The organism is Nesterenkonia sp. (assembly GCF_029265375.1).
Taxonomy (GTDB): Bacteria; Actinomycetota; Actinomycetes; order Actinomycetales; family Micrococcaceae; genus Nesterenkonia.
The window spans coordinates 1-20,446 of record NZ_JAJUJJ010000024.1; the positions used below are offsets into that span (position 1 = coordinate 1).

A 20,446-nucleotide genomic window follows, 5' to 3' on the forward strand; every position below is an offset into this window, starting at 1 on the left:
TCCGTACGGTCCAGGAGCTGCTGGGCCACGCCTCGGTGACCACCACCCAGATCTACACCAAGGTCACCGCCGAATCCCTGCGCGAACAGTACGCCACCGCTCATCCGCGCGCGCTCTGATCTGCGCCGACGCTGCATAACTCCCGGACTGCGTGGGCGCAGGACCCGGCGCGGGCGCAAGCATTGTCACACCGCCGGCAGGCGGCGTACTGTCAGTGCTATGAGCGGCTTCTTCGACTCCATCAGGAACCTCGGCTTCCGGCGCGGCCCCCACCGGCTGGTGGGCGGCATCGCCGGCAGCATCGCCTACCGGCTGGGAACCGATGTGTGGCTGACCCGGCTGGTGGTGCTGCTGACATTCCTGCTGCCGGGGCTCGGCATCGGCCTCTATCTGCTGGTGTGGGTGCTCACCCCGTGGCAGGACGGCTCGATCCCGCTGGAGCGTCTCTTCGCCAGCGGGGACCGAGGACCGCACTGACTCACCTGCCGGCTTTAGGCTTCCCGCGAATGGTATTACCGGGTCCAAGGATCCTGGGGCGTTTCGCCTGGGCGGAAACCGCACGATTCTGCCATCAGCATCGCTTCAGGAAATCCGGTCGCAAGGAACTGCGGCTCATGAGCATCACTGCCAAAGATCCGGTCGAACAGATCCAGGTCAACAACGTCGCCCACCCAGCTGTCGCACAGGTGCAGTGAAGCGTGTGCTAACCCGGGCAGCCTCGGCTTGGCCCGGAGCTGGAGGGTTGAACAGCTGGAGCTGGCAGTGGCACCCCTAAGAGCATCGAAGCACGCGTAGACTGGGATTAGTCGTTGGAGGAGGTCCAATATGGCAAGCAATCGCCAGTACACCGTGACACTTCCAGTAGAGCAAGCTGAAGCACTGGAGAGTCGTGTGCGGGCTGGTATGTATTCGGATATCAGCGACGCCATCAGCAAGAGTCTGGACCGAGAGCTGGGTGCTGAAGGGCAACCTGAAGGCTTGCCTGCTGCGTTGCAAGAGGACATCAAAGGGCGAATCGCGGAACTGGATCGGCTTCCGGAGGATCACCCCTCGCGGAACCGCACTCTGGAAGATCTTCACCAGGCAATGCAGCATACGAGGGCTGCCTCTCGCCGCGTAGCATAGTCCGAGCCTGTTATGGCGTCGAAGCTTCATTTCACCGATCTTGCAATTGCTGATTTACAGCGCCGTTGGGAGTACCTCGACGAAGTAGCTGGTCCGGAGATAGCAGATTCGGATCACTTCAAAATCGTAGATTTCTGTCAGACGCTATTATCGACCGCCGAGTCTCGGTCAGTACGCCAGGATATCGCCGCTGGGTGCCGCCTGGCGTTCTACGACAAGCGAATAGTGGTCGCCTATCGAGTGATCCGTGGCCACGTGGAAGTCGTAGCTGTGTACTCAAGCAGGCAGGACTACGAATCACGTCTTCAGGCCCCAGCTCGTTGGTCCAATGACTGAGCCGGTTACTGGGATGCATCGACCACGCAGAACCGGTTTCCTTCTGGGTCTTCCATGATGATGTAGTCGGCATCTTGGGGTCTGCGGTCCCAGTGGATTTGTCGGGCTCCCAGGACCGTGAGGCGCTGGACCTCAGCCTCCTGATCCTGCGCGTACAGGTCCAGATGCATCCGCGGCGGCAGGTGGCGTTCAGAGGCCTGGGCGTCCAGTGAGATATTCGGTCCGGGCCCGTGCCGCGGCCGCAGCAGCACCAGGTGTGGCCATCGGTGCGGCCTGGGGCGAGCCCGCAGGGTGCGGGAACCGGCTCAGAGGTGGCGCTCCTCGGGTCCGCTGTAGGCGCTCAGCGGGCGGATCAGCGAGTTGTCAGCCCGCTGCTCCATCACATGCGCCGTCCAGCCGGTGATCCGGGAGGCGATGAACAGCGGGGTGAACATCTCGGTGTCGAAGCCCATCAGGTGATAGGTCGGACCGGCCGGGTAGTCCAGATTCGGCTTGATGCCCTTGGCCTCATCCATCGCCTGCTCCAGCCCGTCGTAGAGACCCAGGATCTCGTGGCGCCCGTAGTGCTCGATCATCGCATCCAGGGCCTGCTTCATGGTGGGCACCCGTGAGTCGCCCTTCTTGTAGACCCGGTGGCCGAAGCCCATCACCCTCCGCTTGGCCGCCAGCGCCTCCTCCATCCAGGTCTTGGCGCGGGCAGCGGCCTGCTGGCGAGTCTCATCGGTGCGGATGCCGATCTCGTCGAAGGTGTGCATCACCGCCTCATTGGCCCCGCCGTGCAGCGGACCCTTCAGCGCGCCGATAGCCGCGGTGACCGCCGAGTGCAGATCGGCCAGGGTGGAGGTCACCACGCGTGCGGTGAAGGTCGAGGCGTTGAAGGAGTGCTCGGCGTAGAGCACCATCGAGACCCGGAAAGCGTCCACCACCTCTGGGGCGGCCTCCTCCCCGAAGGTCATCCACAGGAAGTTCTGCGAATAGTCCAGATCATCGCGGGGCTCCACCACGTCCTGGCCGCGCCGGCGCCGCTGGTCGTAGGCCACCACCGCGGGGAAGGCGGCGAAGAGCTTCTTGGCCTTGAGCAGCTCGGTCTCTGCGGAGGAGTCCTCCGAATCGGGGTCATTGGCCCCGATCACCGAGACGGCGGTGCGTCCCACATCCATGGGATGGCAGTCGGTGGGCAGCAGATCGATCGCCTGCTTGACCCGGGGGTCCAGGGCCCGGTGGCTGCGTTCGAACTGCACGAACTCCTCCAGCTCGGCCTCGCTGGGCAGCTCGCCGGTCCACAGCAGCAGCGCCACCTCCTCGAAGCTCAGCTGTGCGGCGAGCTGCTGGACCGGGTACCCCCGGTAGAGCAGCGAGTTGGTCTCCGGGTTGACCTTGGAGATGGCGGTGTGGTCGGCCACTACGCCGGCCAGGCCCTTGCGGACGTCAGTGTCGTTCATGGGTCACTCCTTACCTGGTGGGGGCCACGCCTCAGCGGGGCCGGGAGGGCACATCAAAGTTGAAGATGCCGGTGTCGAAGCTGTTGTAGGACTCATAGTCCACCAGCTCGTACAGCCGGGCGCGGGTCATCATGGTCTCCACCGCCGGCTGCTGGGTGCCTTCGTCGCGGATCACATCCAGGGTGCGCTCGACGGCGCCCATGGCAGTGCGCAGCGAGGTCACCGGGTAGATGATCATCGCCACCCCGGCATCGGCCAGCTGGTCGCGGGTGAACAGCTCGGACTTGCCGAACTCGGTCATATTGGCCAGCACCGGCACATCCACCGCCCGGCAGATGGTCTCGAACTCGCGCAGGTCCGCCATCGCCTCGGGGAAGATGGCGTCGGCCCCGGCGTCGACCAGCGCCTTGGCGCGGTCTGCGGCGGCGTCGAGCCCCTCCACGGCACGCACATCGGTGCGAGCCATGATCAGGAAGTTCTCATCCCGGCGTGCGTCAGCGGCGGCGCGGATCCGCTTGGCGGCGGTGTCGATGTCCACCACCGACTTGCCGTCCAAGTGTCCGCAGCGCTTGGGGTTGATCTGGTCCTCAATATGGCAGCCGGCCAGTCCGGCGTTCTCCAGCTCTTGGACGGTGCGGGCCACATTCATCGGCTCGCCGAAGCCGGTGTCGGCATCCACGATGGCCGGCAGGTTCGAGACCCGGGCGATCTGTCCGGCCCGGGCGGCCACCTCGGTCAGAGTCGTCAGCCCGATATCCGGCAGGCCCAGCTCATTGGCCAGCACGGCCCCGGAGATGTAGAGGCCGTCGAAGCCCTTCTCCTCGATCAGCGGAGCGCTCAGCGGGGTGAAGGTGCCGGGGAACTGCCGGGCAGCCCCCGGTGTGAGGATGCTGCGCAGATGACGGCGCTTCTGCTCGGGTGTGGTGGAGGCGTAGAGCATCAGAACAGTCCCTTCGGGGCAGCGGTGGGGTCGATGACGCCCTCGGCGGCCACCACGTTGAGCTGGTTCAGCTCCCCGGCGCCGAGGTTCTCCAGGTTCTGCACGGCGTCCAGGAACCGAGCGGTCTCCGCAGGGTCCACCACCCCTTCGGCCAGGGTGCGGAACTTCGCGATGTACTGCTCGCGGGCGAAGGGACGTGCACCCAGCGGATGGGCATCAGCCACGGCGATCTCATCGGTGATGACCCGCCCGTCGGTCAGGGTGATCTCCACTGATCCTCCGAAGGCCTTCTCCGAGATGTCCAGGGAGTGGTACCGGCGGGTCCACTCCGGGTCCTCTTCGGTGGTGACCTTCTGCCACAGCTCCACGGTGTCGGCGCGGCCGGCGCGCTCCGGGGCGTAGGAGTCCACGTGGTGCCAGGCGCCGTCCTGCAGGGCGACGGTGAAGATATAGGGGATCGAGTGGTCCAGGGTCTCCCGGGAGGCGGTGGGGCTGTACTTCTGCGGGTCGTTGGCTCCGGAGCCGATCACATAGTGGGTGTGGTGGCTGGTGCGGATCAGCACCGACTCCACGTTCTTGGGGTCGGTGACCTCGGGATGCTCGGTGTGCAGCTTCCGGGCCAGGTCGATCCAGGCCTGGGCCTGGTATTCGGCCGAATGCTCCTTGGTGTAGGTGTCCAGGATGGCGCGCTTGGGCTCGCCGGCCTCCGGCAGCGGCACGGTGTACTCGGCGCCGGGTCCGTCCAGCATCCAGGCGATGACGCCGTCCTCCCCTTCGTAGATCGGCACCGGGGAGGTCTGCCCGCGCATCGCCCGGTCCACCGCCTCCACGGCCATCTTGCCGGCGAAGGCAGGCGCATGGGCCTTCCACGTGGAGATCTCGCCCTTGCGGGACTGACGGGTGGCGGTGGTGGTGTGCAGGGCCTGGCCCACCGCCTGGAAGATCGTCTCCGTGTCCAGCCCCAGCAGAGTGCCCAGTCCGGCGGCGGCCGAGGGGCCCAGGTGGGCGACGTGATCGATCTTGTGCTTGTGCAGGCAGATGCCTTTGACCAGGTTGACCTGGATCTCGTATCCGGTGGCGATGCCGCGGATCAGCTGCGCGCCGGAGGCGCCGGTGTGCTGAGCCACCGCCAGGATCGGGGGGATGTTGTCGCCGGGGTGGGAGTAGTCGGCGGCCAGGAAGGTGTCGTGGTAGTCCAATTCGCGCACCGCTACGCCGTTGGTCCACGCGGCCCACTCCGGGCTGCTGACCTCGCCGATGCCGAAGATGGTGGCACCGGATCCGCCGGAGGAGACCGGGTGGGAGAGCGCCTGGGCCCGTGAGGCCACAATCGGGGCGCGGGTCAGGGAGGCCACGGCCACTGCGGCGTTGTCGATGATCCGGTTGATGACCATCTCGGTGACCTCAGCCTCCACCTCCACCGGGTCGACGGCGACCTGGGCGATCTTGTGGGCGAGCTGGTCTTCGCGCGGCAGATTCTCCTCGCTGCGGTAGACCTTCACAGTGTGTTCGATCATCGTGCGGTGGTGTCCTCTCGTATCGGTGGGGCTCAGGTGTGCGCCGGCAGGGCCGCTGCCCGGCGCTGGTCGGAGATGTAGGTCAGGCTGCGGCGCAGGTGCAGCAGGGTGGCGGCTTCTGCGGCCACCGCATCACCGGCGGCGATGCAGCGGCAGATCTCGCGGTGCTCGGCGGCGGAGGCGGCCAGCCGCTGCGGCTGATCCTTGGCCAGCCGCCGGATGCGTGCCAGGTGGACGCGCAGTCCGGCCAGCATGGTGCTGAGGTACGGATTGGCCACGGCCTCATCCACGGCGGCGTCCATCCGGGCGGCCAGCTCGTAGTGCACCTCCGGGTCGGACTCCGCGCAGGCGGCGTCGAACTCCTCGGCCAGCTCCGCGAAGACCACAGCGGATCCCCGCTGGGCGGCCAGAGCGGCTGCCTGGGTCTCCAACGGGATGCGCACTTCGAAGAGGCGGTCCACGTCGTTGAGTGAGATCTCGCTGACCACGGTGCCTCGGCCGGGGGACTGGACGGCGAGCCCGTCGGCCACCAGACGGGAGAGCGCCTCGCGCACCGGGGTGCGGGAGACCCCCAGGCGGTGGGACTGTTCGGTCTCAGTCAGCACCGATCCGGGGGAGAGCTGTCCCTCCAGGATCTCTTCACGAAGCGTGGCGTACGCTGCGTCACTGGCGCGCATACCTGCAGTGTATACACAGCTGCCAAGGAACACGAGATCCAGGCCACTTTTTTCGGCGTATTTCCTGTTTGTGTATACATGCGGCGGGCGGGGCCGGTGATTGCTACCGTTGTGCTCGTCGTCGCATCTGAAGACGGCGCATACGGTGCCCTGCGCCGGACCCTCGGGCCTCAATGACGCGGCCCGAGCCCCAAGACAAGGAGCCTGAACTGCATGTTCTCGAAGATTCTTGTGGCCAATCGCGGCGAGATCGCCATCCGCGCCCTGCGCGCCGCCGTCGAGCTGGGAGCCCGAACCGTGGCGGTCTATCCCCATGAAGACCGCAACTCGATGCACCGCCAGAAGGCTGACGAGGCCTACCGGATCGGGCAGGAGGGCCATCCGGTCCGCGCCTATCTGGACACGGAGGAGATCCTGCGGGTTGCCCGCGACGCCGGGGCCGATGCGATCTATCCCGGCTACGGATTCCTCTCGGAGAACCCCCAGCTGGCCCGGGCCGCCGAGCAGGCCGGCATCACCTTCATCGGGCCCCCGGCTGAGGTGCTGGAATCCACCGGGGACAAAGTGCGGGCCCTGCGAGCTGCGCGTGAGGCCGGGATCCCGGTGCTGGAGAGCTCCGAACCCTCCTCCGACCCCGATGAGCTGATCGCCGAGGCCGACCGCATCGGCTTTCCGATCTTCGTCAAAGCAGTCGCCGGCGGCGGGGGCCGCGGTATGCGTCGGGTGGCCCGCCGCGAGGACCTGCCCGGGGCCCTGCGGGAGGCGATGAACGAAGCCGAGACCGCCTTCGGCAACCCCACCGTGTTTGTGGAGCAGGCCGTGGTGCGCCCCCGGCACATCGAGGTCCAGATCCTGGCCGACGGGCAGGGCAATGTGGTGCACCTCTTCGAGCGGGACTGTTCCTTGCAGCGCCGGCACCAGAAGGTCGTGGAGATCGCTCCGGCCCCGAATCTGGACGATACGGTGCGCCAGGCCCTCTACCGGGACGCCGTGGCCTTCGCCGAAGCCATGGGCTATCGCAACGCCGGAACCGTGGAGTTCCTCCTGGAGACCGAGGGGGAGCGGGCCGGTGAGCACGTGTTCATCGAGATGAACCCGCGGATCCAGGTGGAGCACACCGTCACCGAGGAGATCACCGACGTGGACCTGGTGGCCGCCCAGATGCGCATCGCCGCCGGGGAGACCCTGGCTGACCTGGGCATTGAGCAGGAGAGGCTGCGGATCCGCGGGGCGGCCATGCAGTGCCGGATCACCACTGAGGACCCCACCAACGGGTTCCGGCCCGACGTCGGCACCGTGACCGCCTACCGCTCCGCCGGAGGCTCCGGCATCCGGCTCGACGGCGGCACCGTCTACGCCGGGGCGGAGATCAGCCCGCACTTCGACTCGATGCTGGTGAAACTCACCTGCCGCGGCTACGACTACCTCACCGCAGTGCGGCGCGCCCGCCGAGCCCTGGCCGAATTCCGCATCCGCGGGGTGGCCACCAATATCCCGTTCCTGCTCAATGTGCTGGACTCTGAGGAGTTCCTGGCCGGGGACGTGGCCACCAACTTCATCGACACCCACCCGGAGCTCACCGAGGTCAACCGCTCCCAGGACCGCGGCTCCAAGGCGCTGCAGTATGTGGCCGAAGTGACGGTCAACAAGCCCCACGGCCCACGGATCGAGGGCATAGACCCCCGCGATAAGCTTCCCCGCTTCCCCGGGGATAAGCGCGATGAGCCCGACCGCAGCCCCTTCGACGGCCCCTCCGAACACCCCAAGCCGCCCGGCTGGCGGGACCTGCTGCTGGCCGAGGGGCCGGAAGCCTTCGCGGCCCGGCTGCGCGAGCAGACAGCCCTGGCAGTCACCGACACCACGTTCCGCGACGCCCACCAGTCGCTGCTGGCCACCCGGGTGCGCACCCGGGACCTGCTGGCCGCCGCACCGGCAGTGGCGCATGTGACCCCGGGCCTGTTCTCCGCGGAGGTCTGGGGCGGGGCCACCTACGACGTCGCCCTGCGGTTCCTCTCCGAAGACCCCTGGCAGCGGCTGGCGCTGCTGCGGGCGGAGATGCCCAATATTCCGCTGCAGATGCTGCTGCGCGGACGCAACACCGTCGGCTACACCCCCTACCCGCTGCAGGTCACCGAAGCCTTCGTGGCCGAGGCCGCCGCCACCGGGGTGGACATCTTCCGGATCTTCGACGCGCTCAACGACGTCGACCAGATCATCCCCGCCATCGAAGCCGTGCGAGCCACCGGCACCGCAGTCGCCGAGGCCGCCCTGTGCTACACCGGAAATCTGACCGACCCCGGCGAACAGCTCTACATCCTGGACTACTACCTGCAGCTGGCCGAGCGGATGGTCGACGCCGGAGCGCACATCCTGGCGATCAAGGACATGGCCGGGCTGCTGCGCCCGCAGGCGGCCCGCACCCTGGTCACCGCGCTGCGCGAACGCTTCGAGGTCCCGGTGCACCTGCACACCCATGACACCGCCGGCGGACAGCTGGCCACTCTGATGGCCGCCGCGGAGGCCGGGGTGGACGCCGTCGACGTCGCCGCAGCCTCGATGGCCTCCACCACCTCCCAGCCGCCGGCCTCAGCCCTGGTGGCGGCCCTGGAGGGCACCGAGCGTGACACCGGGCTGGGCCTGGATGCGGTGGCCTCGCTGGAGCCCTACTGGGAGGCCGTGCGCGCCATCTACCAGCCCTTCGAATCCGGGCTGCCGGCACCCACCGGTCGGGTCTACCGGCACGAGATCCCCGGCGGGCAGCTCTCCAACCTGCGCCAGCAGGCAATCGCCCTGGGCCTGGGCGAGCGGTTCGAAGAGATCGAGGACATGTACTACGCCGCCGATAAGATGCTGGGCCGGCTGGTGAAGGTCACGCCCTCCTCCAAAGTGGTGGGCGACCTGGCCCTGCAGCTGGTGGGCCTGGGAGTCTCACCGGAGGAGTTCGAAGCCAACCCGCAGGACTTCGACCTGCCGGATTCGGTCATCGGATTCCTGGCCGGCCAGCTGGGAGATCCTCCCGGAGGCTGGCCCGAACCCTTCCGCAGCCGCGCCCTGGAGGGCCGCACGGTCAAAGCGATCGACGAGACCCTCGCGGAGGAGGACGCCCAGGCGCTCGCCGGCGACTCCGCCACCCGCAGACAGACTCTGAACCGGCTGCTGTTCCCCGGTCCGGCGCGTGACTATGAGAAGGCCCGGGAGACCTATGGGGATCTGCAGGTCCTGCACACCCGCGACTTCCTCTACGGGCTGACCCCGGGGGAGGAGCATGTGATCTCCTTGGGCAAGGGTGTGCGGCTGCTGGTGACGCTGCAGACCATCTCCGAGCCGGACGAGAAGGGCATGCGCACCGTGATGTGCACCCTCAACGGCCAGCTGCGTCAGGTGATGGTGCGCGATGAGAGCGTGGAGGTCACCGTCCGCTCCGCGGAGAAGGCCGATCCGAACCACCCGGGCCACCTGGCGGCTCCCTTCGCCGGCGCGGTCACCCTGGCGGTCCAGGAGGGCGACACAGTGGAGGACGGCCAGTCGGTGGCGACCATCGAGGCGATGAAGATGGAGGCCAGCATCACCGCCCCACGGTCCGGAACGGTGACCCGCACGCTCTTCGACGGCGTGCAGCAGGTCGAGGGCGGGGACCTGCTGCTGGTCATCGAGCCCGAGCCATCCTGAGCCGGAGCCGCTGAGGCTCGTCGCGCCGCTGCGGTGCCCGGCCAGCCGACCGCGGCACACCTGCCACCAGGACAGGCAGCGCGGTGTCTATGATGTGAGGTGTATCACCTCACGCTGAGAAGCCGCGAGCCGACGAAGGGGTCCGCCATGCCGCAGACGCACGCCGCAGACACCGACTACCGGGCACTGCACGCCGCCTCCCTGGAGGACCCGGAAGGGTTCTGGCTGCAGGCCGCCCGAGACCTGGACTGGACCCGGTTCCCCAGCCGCGCGCTGGACGACTCGGCCGCCCCGCTCTACCGCTGGTTTCCCGACGGCGAGCTGAACATCTGCCACAACGCCCTGGACAGGCACGTCGACGCCGGCAGGGGAGAGGCCACCGCGCTGATCTACGACTCAGCCGTCACCGAGGACTCGCGCAGCTACAGCTACGCCGAACTGCGCGATGAGGTGGCCGCCACCGCCGGGATGCTCGCCGGACTGGGAGTCGGCCGCGGCGACCGGGTGATCATCTACATGCCGATGATCCCGCAGGCAGTCACCGCTATGCTCGCCTGCGCCCGACTGGGTGCGGTGCACTCGGTGGTCTTCGGCGGATTCGCCGCCAAGGAGATCGCCTCCCGGATCGACGATGCCCAGCCCAAGGCGGTGCTCACCGCCAGCGGAGGGGTCGAGCCCACCCGGAGGATCGAATACATGCCCAAAGTCGCCGAGGCCGTGGCCGCAGCCCAGCACGCCGTCAGCGACGTCGTCGTACTCCACCGCCACGGCTTCGCCCCGGCCGCCGAGCAGATCCCCGAGGGCACTCCCGCCCGCTGGCACGACTGGCGGCAGCTGCTCAGCGACGCCGAACCCGCCCCGCCGGTCCCGGTGGCCTCCACCGACCCGCTGTATGTGCTCTACACCTCCGGCACCACCGGCCGGCCCAAGGGCGTGCTGCGGGACCAGGGCTCCACGGCCACGGCCCTGCGCTGGTCCATCTCCGCGATCTTCGACGTCAACCCCGGGGACACCATGCTGACCGCCTCCGACGTCGGCTGGGTGGTGGGGCACTCCTATATCGTCTACGCCCCGCTGCTGGCCGGAGCCACCACCGTGCTCTACGAGGGCAAACCGGTGGGCACCCCCGACGCCGGGGCCTTCTGGAGACTGGTCCAGGACCACCAGGTCACCACCCTGTTCACCGCGCCCACGGCCCTGCGGGCCGTGCGCCGGGCGGATCCGCAGCTGAGCCACCTGGCCGGCTACGACACCTCCAGCCTGCGGTGGCTCTTCGCCGCCGGCGAGCGGTTGGACCCAGAGACCCAGCGGTGGATCGGGGACGGCCTGGGAGTGCCGGTGATCGACAACTGGTGGCAGACCGAGACCGGCTGGCCGATCGCCGCCAACCCGGTCGGCATCCAGCAGCTGCCGGTCAAGGAAGGATCCGCCACCCTGCCCATGGTCGGATACGACGTCGTCGTCCTGGACCCGATGGGGGAGCCGCTGCCCGCCGACCAGCACGGCAACATCGCGCTGCGGCTGCCGCTGCCGCCGGGGACCCTCACCACTCTGTGGGGCGATGATCAGCGCTACATCGACGCCTATCTCTCGGCATTCCCCGGCTGCTACACCACCGGTGACTCGGGCTACATCGACTCCGACGGCTATATCTACGTAATGGGCCGCACCGACGACGTGATCAACGTCTCCGGCCACCGGCTCTCCACCGGGGAGATGGAATCCGCCGTGGCCGAGCACCCCGCGGTGGCCGAATGCGCGGTGATCGGCCTCTCCGATGAGCTCAAAGGGCAGCGGCCGGCCGGATTCGTGGTGCTCAAAGCCGGTGCCGAGATCGATGAGGACACCCTGCGGGACCAGCTGGTCGCCCAAGTGCGCAGCAGCATCGGTCCGGTGGCCGATTTCAAGGACGTGGCGGTGGTGCCCGCGCTGCCGAAGACACGCTCAGGCAAGATCCTGCGCAAGACCATGCGGCAGATCGCCGACGGCGAGGACTACACCGTGCCCTCCACCATCGAAGACCCCCAAGTCATCGAGCAGCTGATCCCGGTGCTGCGGCGGTGAGCACAGCCGGCTGGTTGAAGGCTGACCTTGCCCGCGGGACCTCACCGGGTAATCTGGTCGGGACACTGACCGGGGTCCCGGGTGCGGGGCCTGCCCAGCATCGTTAGGGGAGTGCACGTTGACGAACGAGCCGAAGGAGCTGCGCACCATCCACGGTGACGCGATCATCGGCCCCACCGGCCGCCCCAAGCATGAGTTCCCCGAGCCGGAGCTGCTGGTCTCCCACGGGCCGGCGCGCGTGATCGCCATGGTCAACCAAAAGGGCGGCGTGGGCAAGACCACCTCGGCCATCAATCTGGCCGCCGCGCTGTCCGAATACGGGCGCCGGGTGCTCATGGTGGACTTCGACCCTCAAGGGGCGCTCTCGGCCGGCCTGGGCGCGAATCCCCACGAACTGGACACCACGGTCTACAACGTGATGATGGAAAAGGGCGTGAGCGTCGACGACGTCCTGATCTCCACCCACGTGCCCGGAGTGGATCTGCTGCCGGCCAATATCGACCTCTCCGCCGCGGAGGTCCAGCTGGTCACCGAGGTCGGCCGCGAGCAGGTGCTGGACCGGGCGCTGCGCAAGGTCCGGGACGACTACGACGTCATTATCATCGACTGCCAGCCCAGCCTCGGCCTGCTGACAGTCAACGCGCTCACCGCCGCCCACGGGGTGATCATCCCGCTGGTGGCCGAGTTCTTCGCCCTGCGCGCAGTCGCTCTGCTGAAGGACACCATTGAGAAGGTGCAGGACCGGATCAACCCGGACCTGGAGATCGACGGCGTGCTGGTGACCATGGTGGACCTGCGCACCACCCACGCCAAGGAGGTCATCCAGCGGATTGTGGAGGCCTTCGGGGAGAAGGTCTTCGAAACGGTGATCAAACGGTCGGTGAAGTTCCCCGACGCCTCGGTGGCCGCCGAGCCGATCACCAACTACGCGGCTAAGCACGACGGCGCCAAGGCCTACCGGCAGCTGGCCCGCGAGCTGATCTACCGCGGCGGCTCACCGTGACCGGAGCCTAGGGGCCGGCCGTGACGGAGGTGCATGAGGCAGAGGAGCTGCAGACCGCGGAGCACCGATCCGGGTTCCACGTCAATCTGGACGGCTTCGACGGTCCCTTCGACCTGCTGCTGGGGCTGATCGCCAAGCGGCGGCTGGACGTCACCAAAGTGGCGCTGGCCGAGGTCACCGATGAGTTCATCTCCTATGTGCGCACCCTGGAGGCCCAGCGGGCGCTGGATGAGTCCTCCAACTTCGTCTTCGTCGCCGCCACCCTGCTGGACATGAAGCTGGCCCAGCTGCTGCCCGGCGCTGAGGTGGAGTCCGATGAGGACATTGCGGCGCTGGAAGCCCGGGACCTGCTCTTCGCCCGGCTGCTGCAGTACAAGGCGTTCAAGCAGATCGCCGAGCAGATGGCTGTGGCCGCTGAGCAGAACGCCGGGCGCTTCCCCCGCCGGCCGGGGGTGCATCCGGATATGGGCAATCTGCTGCCGGAGCTGGTGTGGAACACCTCGGCCGAGGACATCAAGGCACTGGCTGAACGGGCGTTCGCGCGCAAAGAGTTCGAACCCGACCATGTGCGGCTGGAGCACCTGCACGCCCACGCGGTCAACATTCGTGAGGAGATGGAGGCGATGACCCAGCAGCTGCGCCGGGCTGGGACGTGCCGGTTCAGCGAGCTGGTGGCCGCCGCGGAGAACCGGCTGGTCGTCGTCGTGCGGTTCCTGGGGCTCTTGGAGCTCTTCCGCGACCGGCAGATCGAATTCGAGCAGCAGGCCCCGCTGGCGGAGCTGACCATCACCTGGGCCGCGGAGCAGGATCAGGATGCCGCCGACGCCGGTGAGCGCGCCGCGGCCCAGCTCAGCGATGAATACAGCGATGACGGCGGCGCCCAAGCCGCGGCCGCGGCAGAAGGAGGTCCGGCACAATGAGTGATTCTGCGAACCACGGGGCCGAGCAGGCCAGCACGCCTGATCCCGCGCTGGAGGAGGCCTCCAGCAGCCACCTGGTGGCCCACGAGGAGTACCTCGGCGCGGTCGAAGCAGTGCTGATGGTCACCGAGGAGCCGGTGACTCCCGCGGAGCTGGCCGCCGCGGTGAATCTGCCCGAACACCAGGTGGTCGCCCTGCTGGATGAGTTGAAGGCCGAAGCCGACGGTGCCGACGGCGGACGGGAGCGCGGCTTCGAGCTGCGCGAGGTCGCCGGCGGCTGGCGGTACTATTCGCGGCTGCGCTATGCGGACCAGGTCTCCGCATTCGTGCTGGGCGGCCAGACCTCCCGGCTGTCCCAGGCGGCACTGGAGACTCTGGCGGTGATCGCCTACCGACAGCCGGTCTCCCGCTCTGCGGTGGCAGCGATCCGCGGGGTCAATGTGGACGGGGTGGTGCGCACTCTTGTCCAGCGCGGACTGCTGGACACCGCCGGCACCGACCCGGTCACCGGCGCCACCCTGTACACCACCACGGCCGAGTTCCTCGAACGCCTCGGCCTGGACAGCATCGAGGACCTGCCCCAGCTCTCCCCGCACCTGCCCGGCGTCGACGAGGTGGACCAGGTCGCCGGCGAACAGAACCCCGGCTGAGATCTCGGCGCGTCATCAGGCGCTGGGGTTGGCCGGTAGGATTGTGCCTATGAGTTTTCAGGGGAAGCGCGGCACCAGGAAGCCCGCGCCGCGGGCCAATCGGGCCCCCCGCACTCCCAAGCCGGGCACTCCGGGCGGGCCGTTTGCCGCAGAGAAGCCCGAACGGCTCATCGCCGCCCAGCCCAAGCCGGTGAAGATCCGCGCTGATGAGGCCGAAGCCAATTTCCGCGCCGTACACACCGATTCCGGCACCCGCCTGCAGAAGGTCCTGGCCTCCGCCGGAGTCGCCTCCCGCCGGGTGTGCGAGGACCTCATCGCGGAAGGCCGGGTGGCCGTGGACGGCCGCGTGGTGATCGAACCCGGCGTGCGGGTGGACCCGCAGGCAGTGACCATCCACGTCGACGGCGTGCTGGTGAACCTGGACGTCGAGCACCGCTATGTGATGTTCAACAAGCCCGCCAAAGTCATGTCCACAATGCGCGATCCGGAGGGCCGGCGCAGCATCGAGGACTTCCTGGACGAAGAGCAGCGCCGCGCCCGGCTCTTCCACGTGGGCCGGCTGGACTATGAGACCGAAGGGCTGCTGCTGCTGACCAACGACGGCGAGCTGGCCAACCGGCTCACCCACCCCTCCTATGAGGTGCCCAAGACCTACCTTGTGGAGGCCGCCGGGGAGATGACCAAGAAGACCGCCAAGTCCCTGGAGTCCGGAATCGAGCTCGACGACGGCCCGATCGCCGCCGACCGCTGCTGGATCATGGGCACCATCGGCGGACGCTCCATGGTGGAGGTCACCCTGCACTCGGGCCGGAACCGGATTGTGCGGCGCATGTTTGAGGCCGTCGGCCACCCGGTCCGCCGCCTGGTGCGCACCGGAATCGGCAACATCGTCATCGGGGACCAGCCCCAGGGCACGCTGCGCGAGCTCGGCGCCCAGGAGATCGGACACCTCAAAGACCTCACCCGCACGCCCGCGGCCTCCGACGACGGCGGGAGCCGGCGTGGCTGAACCGGTGCGGACTCTGATCCGCGGCACCGGGCTGCTGGGCGCCAGCATCGGGCTGGGCCTGCGCGCCGCCGGGGCCGAGGTGTGGCTCTCTGACCCCTCACCGACCGCCGAGGCCATCGCCGAGGACATCGGTGCCGGCACCCGAGTGCGCGGCGAGGCTCCCGAGGTGGAGCTCGTCGTCGTCGCCGCCCCTCCGGAGGTCACCGCCCGGGAGACCGCCGCCGCCCTGCTGCAGCACCCCGAAGCGGCAGTGATCGACATCGCCTCAGTGAAGGTCCAGATCCTGGCTGAGCTGCTGGCCGCCGCCGCAGATGAGACCAACCCGCTGAGCCGCGAGCACCTGGCCCGCTATGTGGGCACCCACCCGATGGCCGGGCGCGAGAAATCCGGTCCGGTCGCCGCCCGCGGTGAGCTGTTCACCTCCATGCCGTGGGTGATCTGCCCCGCAGAGGACCCCGACACCGGGGAGCAGCTCAGCGGCCCGGAGGCGGTGGAAACCGCCGCGGAGATGGCCCGCATCCTGGGAGCCAGCGCGCACCGGATGCCGGCGGCCACCCATGACGAATCGGTCGCGCTGATCTCCCACCTGCCGCAGATCGCCGCCTCCCTGGTGGCCTCCCGACTGCAGGAGGCCCCGGTGGGTGCGCTGGCGCTGTCAGGCAACGGGCTGCGCGACGTCACCCGGATCGCCGCCTCGGACCCCAACCTGTGGGTGCAGATCCTCTCGGCCAATGCCCGTCCTGTGGTGGAGATCCTCTACGGGCTGCGCGAGGACGTGGAGCGGCTCATCAGCACCCTGGAGGCCCCCACCGCGCCGGGCGGGCACGCCGATATCGCCCAGCTGATCGCCGAAGGAAACGCCGGCGTGGTGCGGATCCCGGGCAAGCACGGCGCCCCGCCGCAGTCCTTCGCAGTGCTGACCGTGATCGTGGACGACAAGCCAGGTCAGATCGCCGCAGTGCTCAACGACGTCGCCTCAGTGGGAGTCAACGTCGAAGACCTGCGCATGGAGCATTCAGCCGGCCACCAGGTGGGTATGGTGGAGCTGTCGGTGCTGCCCGGCAGACGTGACGAATTGGCCCAGGCCCTGCGCGGGATGGGATGGAAGGTGGTTCTTACATGAGCACAGGCACAGAGCAGCGCTCCGGAGCGCCCGGGCAGGCTCCGGAGGACCGGCAGAGCACCGCGCGGCGGATGATCATCGCCGTGGACGGCCCCTCCGGCTCAGGGAAGTCCAGCGTGTGCCGTGCCGCGGCCACCCAGCTGGGTGCTGCCTATCTGGACACCGGCGCCATGTACCGTGCCGCCACCTGGTACTGCCTGCAGCAGCAGGTGGACCTCACCGACGAGGACGCGGTGGCCGTGGCGGTGGAGGAGCTGCCGCTGAACATCTCCACCGATCCGCAGCATCAGGTGATCACCGTGGGGGAGACCGACGTCACCGAGGCGATCCGCGAGCCGCGGATCTCGGAGAAGGTCTCCGAAGTGGCCACCAACCGCAAGGCCCGCCAGCTGCTGATCAGCGCGCAGCGCCGCATCATCGACGCCGCCGGCTTCATTGTGGCCGAAGGCCGGGACATCACCACCGTGGTGGCCCCGGATGCGCAGGTGAGGGTCCTGCTGACCGCTTCCGCTGAGGCCAGGCTGCGCCGCCGCGGCGCGCAGCTGGGCGGCGGACAGAGCGAAGAGTCGCTGAAGCGCCAGGTGCTGGAGCGGGACCGGCGGGACTCGGCCGCCTCCAACTTCACCGAGGCCGCAGACGGGGTCGCGGTCCTGGACTCCTCCGACCTCAGCTTCCAGGAGGCAGTGGATTCGCTGATCGGTCGCGTGGAGACCGTGCAGGAGGAACCAGCCTGATGGCATCAGAGACCCCCGGGGATGACTACACCCCCGCCGGCGACGACGACCGGCTGGCTCAGCGGCTGGCGGAGATCACCGAGGAGGAGGCCGAGGCCCGGGCTGCGGCTCTGCGCGCCGGACTGGAGGACTACGAGCTCGAGGATGAGGACGCCGCGCTGCTGCAGATCGGCGACGACGGCGAGCAGCAGATCCCCGCTGTGCCCGCGCCGCCGGTGCTGGCCATTGTGGGCAGGCCCAATGTGGGCAAATCCACCCTGGTCAACCGCATCATCCGCTCCCGCCAAGCGGTGGTGGAGGACGTGCCCGGGGTGACCCGGGACCGGGTCTCCTACGACGCCGAATGGAACGGCCGGGACTTCACCCTGGTGGACACTGGCGGCTGGGAGGCCGACGCGAAGGGCCTGCACAAGCGGGTCGCCGAGCAGGCCGAGCTGGCCGTGGATGAGGCCGATGCGGTGATCTTCGTGCTCGACGGTCTGGTGGGCGCCACCGCGGTGGACGAGGCCGTGGTGAAGATGCTGCGCCGGAAGAAGAAGCCGGTGCTCCTGGCGGCAAACAAGATCGACTCCTCAGCCCAGATGGCCGAGGTCTACCCGCTGTGGAACCTGGGGCTGGGGGAGCCCTACCCGATCTCTGCGCTGCACGGCACCGGCACCGGTGACCTGCTCGACGCCGCACTGAAGCACCTGCCGGAGACCGCCCAGCACGGCGGGCTGGTCCCCCTGGGCGGGCCGCGGCGCGTGGCCCTGGTGGGCCGGCCGAATGTGGGCAAGTCCTCGCTGCTGAACAAGCTGGCCGGAGCCGACCGCGTGGTGGTGGACAACATCGCCGGAACCACCCGCGACCCGGTGGACGAACTGGTGGAGCTGGGCGGCAGCCAATGGCGGTTCGTAGACACCGCGGGTATCCGACGGCGTCAGCACATGGCCTCCGGCTCGGAGTACTACGCGATGCTGCGCACCCAGCGAGCGCTGGACAAAGCAGAGGTCGCCGTCGTGCTGCTGGCTGTCGATGAGCCGATCAGCGAGCAGGATGTGCGCATCGTCCAGATGGCCTACGACTCCGGCCGCGCCCTGGTGCTGGCCTACAACAAATGGGACCTGCTCGATGAGGAGCGCCGCTACTACCTGGAGCGGGAGATCGAACGCGACCTGAGCCATGTCTCCTGGGCCCCGCGGGTCAATGTGTCGGCCCGCACCGGGTGGCATAAGGACAAGCTGGCACCTGCGCTGGAGACCGCACTGACCAACTGGGAGCAGCGCATCCCCACCGGCAGGCTCAACGCCTTCCTGGGGGAGCTGGTGGCCGCCCATCCGCATCCGGTGCGCGGAGGCAAGCAGCCCAGGATCCTCTTCGCCACCCAGCCGAGCACCCGGCCGCCGAAGTTCGTGCTGTTCACCACCGGGTTCCTGGATCCCGGCTACCGGAGGTTCATCACCCGCCGGCTGCGCGAGACCTTCGACTTCACCGGCACACCCATTGAGGTGCAGATGCGGGTGCGGGAGAAGCGCAAGCGCAGATAGCAGCGGTCACTGGCCGTAGAGTGCGCGCTCAATATCGCGGGTGATCGCCGCGACCGAGGTCCAGGTGGATCCGGTGCTCATGATGGAGAGCACGTAGGTGCCCTGCGGGTGACGCACTATGGCGGCATCGTGGATTCGGCCATTGATCCAGCCCGGCTTGTTCAGCACCTGGCCGGCGCTGCCGGCCGGGATGCCCTGACGGTGCACATTGGCGGCCAGCGCATTGCGCATCCGGTCGTGGCCGGCCGCGCTCATGCTCAGCTGGCCGGTCTCCAGGCGGACCAGCAGCGAGGTCAGGTCATTCGGGGAGGTCACGATCGCCCCGCCGCCCTGACCGGTGCTGCCGGCCCCGGCTGAAGCGGCATCCGAGTAGATCTGCGTCCAGCCGATCTCCGGGCCGATGGCCTCCGGGCAGGCGTTGTCGCTGACGATGATCATGTCTTGGAAGCACTGGGCCAGACTGCGGTCTCCGACGGCGTCGTCCTCCCAGTCCATCTCTCCGGCCTCTACCTGCCGGATGATGCTGTAGGCCACAAAGAGCTTATAGGTGCTGGCGGTGACGGCGGTATCGCTGCCGTGGGTGGAGGCCCGGCGCTGCTGACCGCTGATCTCCTGCAGGCTGATGGCAATGCGCCCTGGATGCGCCTCCGCCAGCTGGCTGAGGTAGGCATTGAGGTCGCCGGTGTACTCCACGTGCGGTTCCCCTGTGGGCGGGGCGATCGGCGGGGTCTCCAACTCGGGGGCAGGCTGCGGAAGCTCCTGCTCCTGTTCCTGCTGCGCCTCGGCTTCTTCCCGGGCCAGGCGCTCGGCCTCCTCCTGCTCGGCCTGAATGCGCGCCTGCTCGGCGGTTTCACGCTCGGCAGCCTCCTGCTGGGCTGAAGCCAGCGACTCGGCCCAGGACTGAAGCTCGTCGTGGTGCTCGGCCAGGGGACCGCCCTGGCCGGGGTCCTCAGAGTCCGGGCTCTCAGAGTCTGGGTCGTCTGCGTCTGGGGCGTTCTGATCCTCTACCGTGGATCCGGCGGCCACCACGTCCTGCGGCAGGGCTTCGGCGATGCGGTCGGCCACGGCCTCAGCTGCCTCAGACATGGTGATCTCAGCAGTCTCTCCGGCCGCCGCCGGTGCGGCGTGCACGGCGGAGACCGGCAGTACGGAGCCGGGCTCGGGGGAGCCGAACGGGTTGGGTGCGCAGCCGGTGATCAGCAGGGCGGCGGTCAAGGCCGCCACAGAGGTGCCGGGCGCACCCGCTGTCAGGGGAAGGCGCGGGCGCATGATCCCGATGCTAGGGGGAGCAGTCGCCGATCACCGGTATTTGGACACACCCAGGCTGGTCACAGTTTGGTCACAGGTTTCGGTGACGCGGTTGGCATTCCTGGATGCGACGCAGCGTCTCGGGATGATGTAGACTGTTCCGGTGCTTCGGCCGGGATCGCTCCGGCGCACAGAGGCATGATCACGGGCTATAGCGCAGCTTGGTAGCGCGTCCGTCTGGGGGACGGAAGGTCGTCGGTTCAAATCCGGCTAGCCCGACCACGATTCGATTACTCAATCTGCGCGTACACGAAAGAGCCCGATGGTGGTTCGAGTCGCGTCTTGCTGCGCAGTTCGCTGGGTGCCGTGACGATCGGCTCACTACCAGTGTTGCTTCTGGCTTTCAGTCGACCATCGCCCGAGCGTTGCCCGAGATCTGCAGGCCCCGTCTGTCCACGCGGCC

The 20,446-nt window shown here is 68.3% G+C and carries 18 protein-coding genes, 1 tRNA gene and 1 pseudogene; 14 read left to right on the forward strand and 6 right to left on the reverse strand.

Translation table 11 applies throughout. The features are described 5' to 3' along the window. From Q1K09_RS10085 to Q1K09_RS10100, 4 genes and pseudogenes are all read left to right on the forward strand, one after another. A pseudogene (locus tag Q1K09_RS10085) lies at positions 1-119 on the forward strand (tyrosine recombinase XerD); the annotation flags it as partial. A gap of 100 nt (positions 120-219) precedes the next feature. Further along, a complete protein-coding gene (locus Q1K09_RS10090) occupies positions 220-477 on the forward strand; it encodes a PspC domain-containing protein (RefSeq protein ID WP_300345302.1) in 258 nt (85 codons plus the stop codon). Between the two features lie 348 nt (positions 478-825). Next, positions 826-1,125 carry a hypothetical protein gene (locus tag Q1K09_RS10095; RefSeq protein WP_300345303.1) on the forward strand — a complete coding sequence of 100 codons (300 nt, stop codon included), beginning with the start codon at positions 826-828 and terminating at the stop codon, positions 1,123-1,125. 12 nt (positions 1,126-1,137) lie between these two features. Beyond that, complete coding sequence (locus Q1K09_RS10100) at positions 1,138-1,461, forward strand: type II toxin-antitoxin system RelE/ParE family toxin (protein ID WP_300345304.1); 324 nt, start codon at positions 1,138-1,140, stop codon at positions 1,459-1,461. 5 nt (positions 1,462-1,466) lie between these two features. On the opposite strand, the gene Q1K09_RS10105 is transcribed toward Q1K09_RS10100, so the two are convergent. The 5 genes from Q1K09_RS10105 to Q1K09_RS10125 are packed head-to-tail and all read right to left on the reverse strand — an operon-like array spanning position 1,467 to position 6,037. After that, entirely contained in the window at positions 1,467-1,712 is a 246-nt protein-coding gene (locus tag Q1K09_RS10105; RefSeq protein ID WP_366909318.1) for a VOC family protein, read from the reverse strand. 54 nt (positions 1,713-1,766) lie between these two features. Continuing rightward, positions 1,767-2,903: a bifunctional 2-methylcitrate synthase/citrate synthase gene (locus tag Q1K09_RS10110; protein WP_300345305.1), complete on the reverse strand. Its 1,137-nt coding sequence runs from the start codon at positions 2,901-2,903 to the stop codon at positions 1,767-1,769. A 31-nt stretch (positions 2,904-2,934) separates the two neighbouring features. After that, positions 2,935-3,843: a methylisocitrate lyase gene (prpB, locus tag Q1K09_RS10115; RefSeq protein WP_300345306.1), complete on the reverse strand. Its 909-nt coding sequence runs from the start codon at positions 3,841-3,843 to the stop codon at positions 2,935-2,937. Beyond that, a complete protein-coding gene (locus tag Q1K09_RS10120; protein ID WP_300345307.1) occupies positions 3,843-5,360 on the reverse strand; it encodes an MmgE/PrpD family protein in 1,518 nt (505 codons plus the stop codon). The genes prpB and Q1K09_RS10120 overlap by 1 nt, the downstream gene beginning before the upstream one ends. A gap of 32 nt (positions 5,361-5,392) precedes the next feature. After that, complete coding sequence (locus Q1K09_RS10125) at positions 5,393-6,037, reverse strand: GntR family transcriptional regulator (RefSeq protein ID WP_300345308.1); 645 nt, start codon at positions 6,035-6,037, stop codon at positions 5,393-5,395. 213 nt (positions 6,038-6,250) lie between these two features. Here Q1K09_RS10125 and Q1K09_RS10130 point away from each other — a divergent pair, with 213 nt between their 5' ends. The 9 genes from Q1K09_RS10130 (at position 6,251) to der (ending at position 18,735) form a co-directional block, all read left to right on the forward strand. Then, positions 6,251-9,706, forward strand: coding sequence for a pyruvate carboxylase (locus Q1K09_RS10130; RefSeq protein ID WP_300345309.1), 3,456 nt, complete (start codon positions 6,251-6,253; stop codon positions 9,704-9,706). A 147-nt stretch (positions 9,707-9,853) separates the two neighbouring features. Then, positions 9,854-11,770 (forward strand): acetate--CoA ligase, encoded by a 1,917-nt coding sequence (locus tag Q1K09_RS10135; protein WP_300345310.1) that lies wholly within the window; start codon positions 9,854-9,856, stop codon positions 11,768-11,770. Between the two features lie 118 nt (positions 11,771-11,888). Continuing rightward, a complete protein-coding gene (locus Q1K09_RS10140; protein WP_300345311.1) occupies positions 11,889-12,773 on the forward strand; it encodes a ParA family protein in 885 nt (294 codons plus the stop codon). 20 nt (positions 12,774-12,793) lie between these two features. After that, entirely contained in the window at positions 12,794-13,693 is a 900-nt protein-coding gene (locus Q1K09_RS10145; RefSeq protein WP_300345312.1) for a ScpA family protein, read from the forward strand. Then, positions 13,690-14,343: an SMC-Scp complex subunit ScpB gene (scpB, locus tag Q1K09_RS10150; RefSeq protein ID WP_300345313.1), complete on the forward strand. Its 654-nt coding sequence runs from the start codon at positions 13,690-13,692 to the stop codon at positions 14,341-14,343. The genes Q1K09_RS10145 and scpB overlap by 4 nt, the downstream gene beginning before the upstream one ends. A 49-nt stretch (positions 14,344-14,392) precedes the next feature. Continuing rightward, entirely contained in the window at positions 14,393-15,352 is a 960-nt protein-coding gene (locus Q1K09_RS10155; protein WP_300345314.1) for a pseudouridine synthase, read from the forward strand. Further along, positions 15,345-16,475, forward strand: a complete 1,131-nt coding sequence (locus Q1K09_RS10160; RefSeq protein WP_300345315.1) for a prephenate dehydrogenase — start codon at positions 15,345-15,347, stop codon at positions 16,473-16,475. Before Q1K09_RS10155 ends, Q1K09_RS10160 begins: the two co-directional genes overlap by 8 nt. Continuing rightward, the gene (gene cmk, locus Q1K09_RS10165) at positions 16,472-17,209 is read left to right on the forward strand and encodes a (d)CMP kinase (RefSeq protein WP_300345316.1); all 738 of its coding nucleotides are present in this window, start codon (positions 16,472-16,474) and stop codon (positions 17,207-17,209) included. Before Q1K09_RS10160 ends, cmk begins: the two co-directional genes overlap by 4 nt. Then, entirely contained in the window at positions 17,209-18,735 is a 1,527-nt protein-coding gene (der, locus tag Q1K09_RS10170) for a ribosome biogenesis GTPase Der (protein ID WP_300345317.1), read from the forward strand. Before cmk ends, der begins: the two co-directional genes overlap by 1 nt. A gap of 6 nt (positions 18,736-18,741) precedes the next feature. On the opposite strand, the gene Q1K09_RS10175 is transcribed toward der, so the two are convergent. Beyond that, positions 18,742-20,004 carry a serine hydrolase gene (locus Q1K09_RS10175; protein WP_300345318.1) on the reverse strand — a complete coding sequence of 421 codons (1,263 nt, stop codon included), beginning with the start codon at positions 20,002-20,004 and terminating at the stop codon, positions 18,742-18,744. Between the two features lie 184 nt (positions 20,005-20,188). Between Q1K09_RS10175 and Q1K09_RS10180 the strand changes: the two genes are divergently transcribed. After that, positions 20,189-20,265 (forward strand) — tRNA-Pro (locus Q1K09_RS10180). Positions 20,266-20,446 lie beyond the last annotated feature (181 nt).

Coding starts and splice junctions, on each gene's coding strand:
- Q1K09_RS10125 (WP_300345308.1), bottom strand. CDS start 6,037: ATGCGCGCCAGTGACGCAGCGTACGCCACGCTTCGTGAAGAGATCCTG.
- Q1K09_RS10155 (WP_300345314.1), top strand. CDS start 14,393: ATGAGTTTTCAGGGGAAGCGCGGCACCAGGAAGCCCGCGCCGCGGGCC.
- der (WP_300345317.1), top strand. CDS start 17,209: ATGGCATCAGAGACCCCCGGGGATGACTACACCCCCGCCGGCGACGAC.
- prpB (WP_300345306.1), bottom strand. CDS start 3,843: ATGCTCTACGCCTCCACCACACCCGAGCAGAAGCGCCGTCATCTGCGC.
- Q1K09_RS10120 (WP_300345307.1), bottom strand. CDS start 5,360: ATGATCGAACACACTGTGAAGGTCTACCGCAGCGAGGAGAATCTGCCG.
- Q1K09_RS10110 (WP_300345305.1), bottom strand. CDS start 2,903: ATGAACGACACTGACGTCCGCAAGGGCCTGGCCGGCGTAGTGGCCGAC.
- Q1K09_RS10100 (WP_300345304.1), top strand. CDS start 1,138: ATGGCGTCGAAGCTTCATTTCACCGATCTTGCAATTGCTGATTTACAG.
- Q1K09_RS10090 (WP_300345302.1), top strand. CDS start 220: ATGAGCGGCTTCTTCGACTCCATCAGGAACCTCGGCTTCCGGCGCGGC.
- Q1K09_RS10130 (WP_300345309.1), top strand. CDS start 6,251: ATGTTCTCGAAGATTCTTGTGGCCAATCGCGGCGAGATCGCCATCCGC.
- Q1K09_RS10095 (WP_300345303.1), top strand. CDS start 826: ATGGCAAGCAATCGCCAGTACACCGTGACACTTCCAGTAGAGCAAGCT.
- scpB (WP_300345313.1), top strand. CDS start 13,690: ATGAGTGATTCTGCGAACCACGGGGCCGAGCAGGCCAGCACGCCTGAT.
- Q1K09_RS10135 (WP_300345310.1), top strand. CDS start 9,854: ATGCCGCAGACGCACGCCGCAGACACCGACTACCGGGCACTGCACGCC.
- cmk (WP_300345316.1), top strand. CDS start 16,472: ATGAGCACAGGCACAGAGCAGCGCTCCGGAGCGCCCGGGCAGGCTCCG.
- Q1K09_RS10175 (WP_300345318.1), bottom strand. CDS start 20,004: ATGCGCCCGCGCCTTCCCCTGACAGCGGGTGCGCCCGGCACCTCTGTG.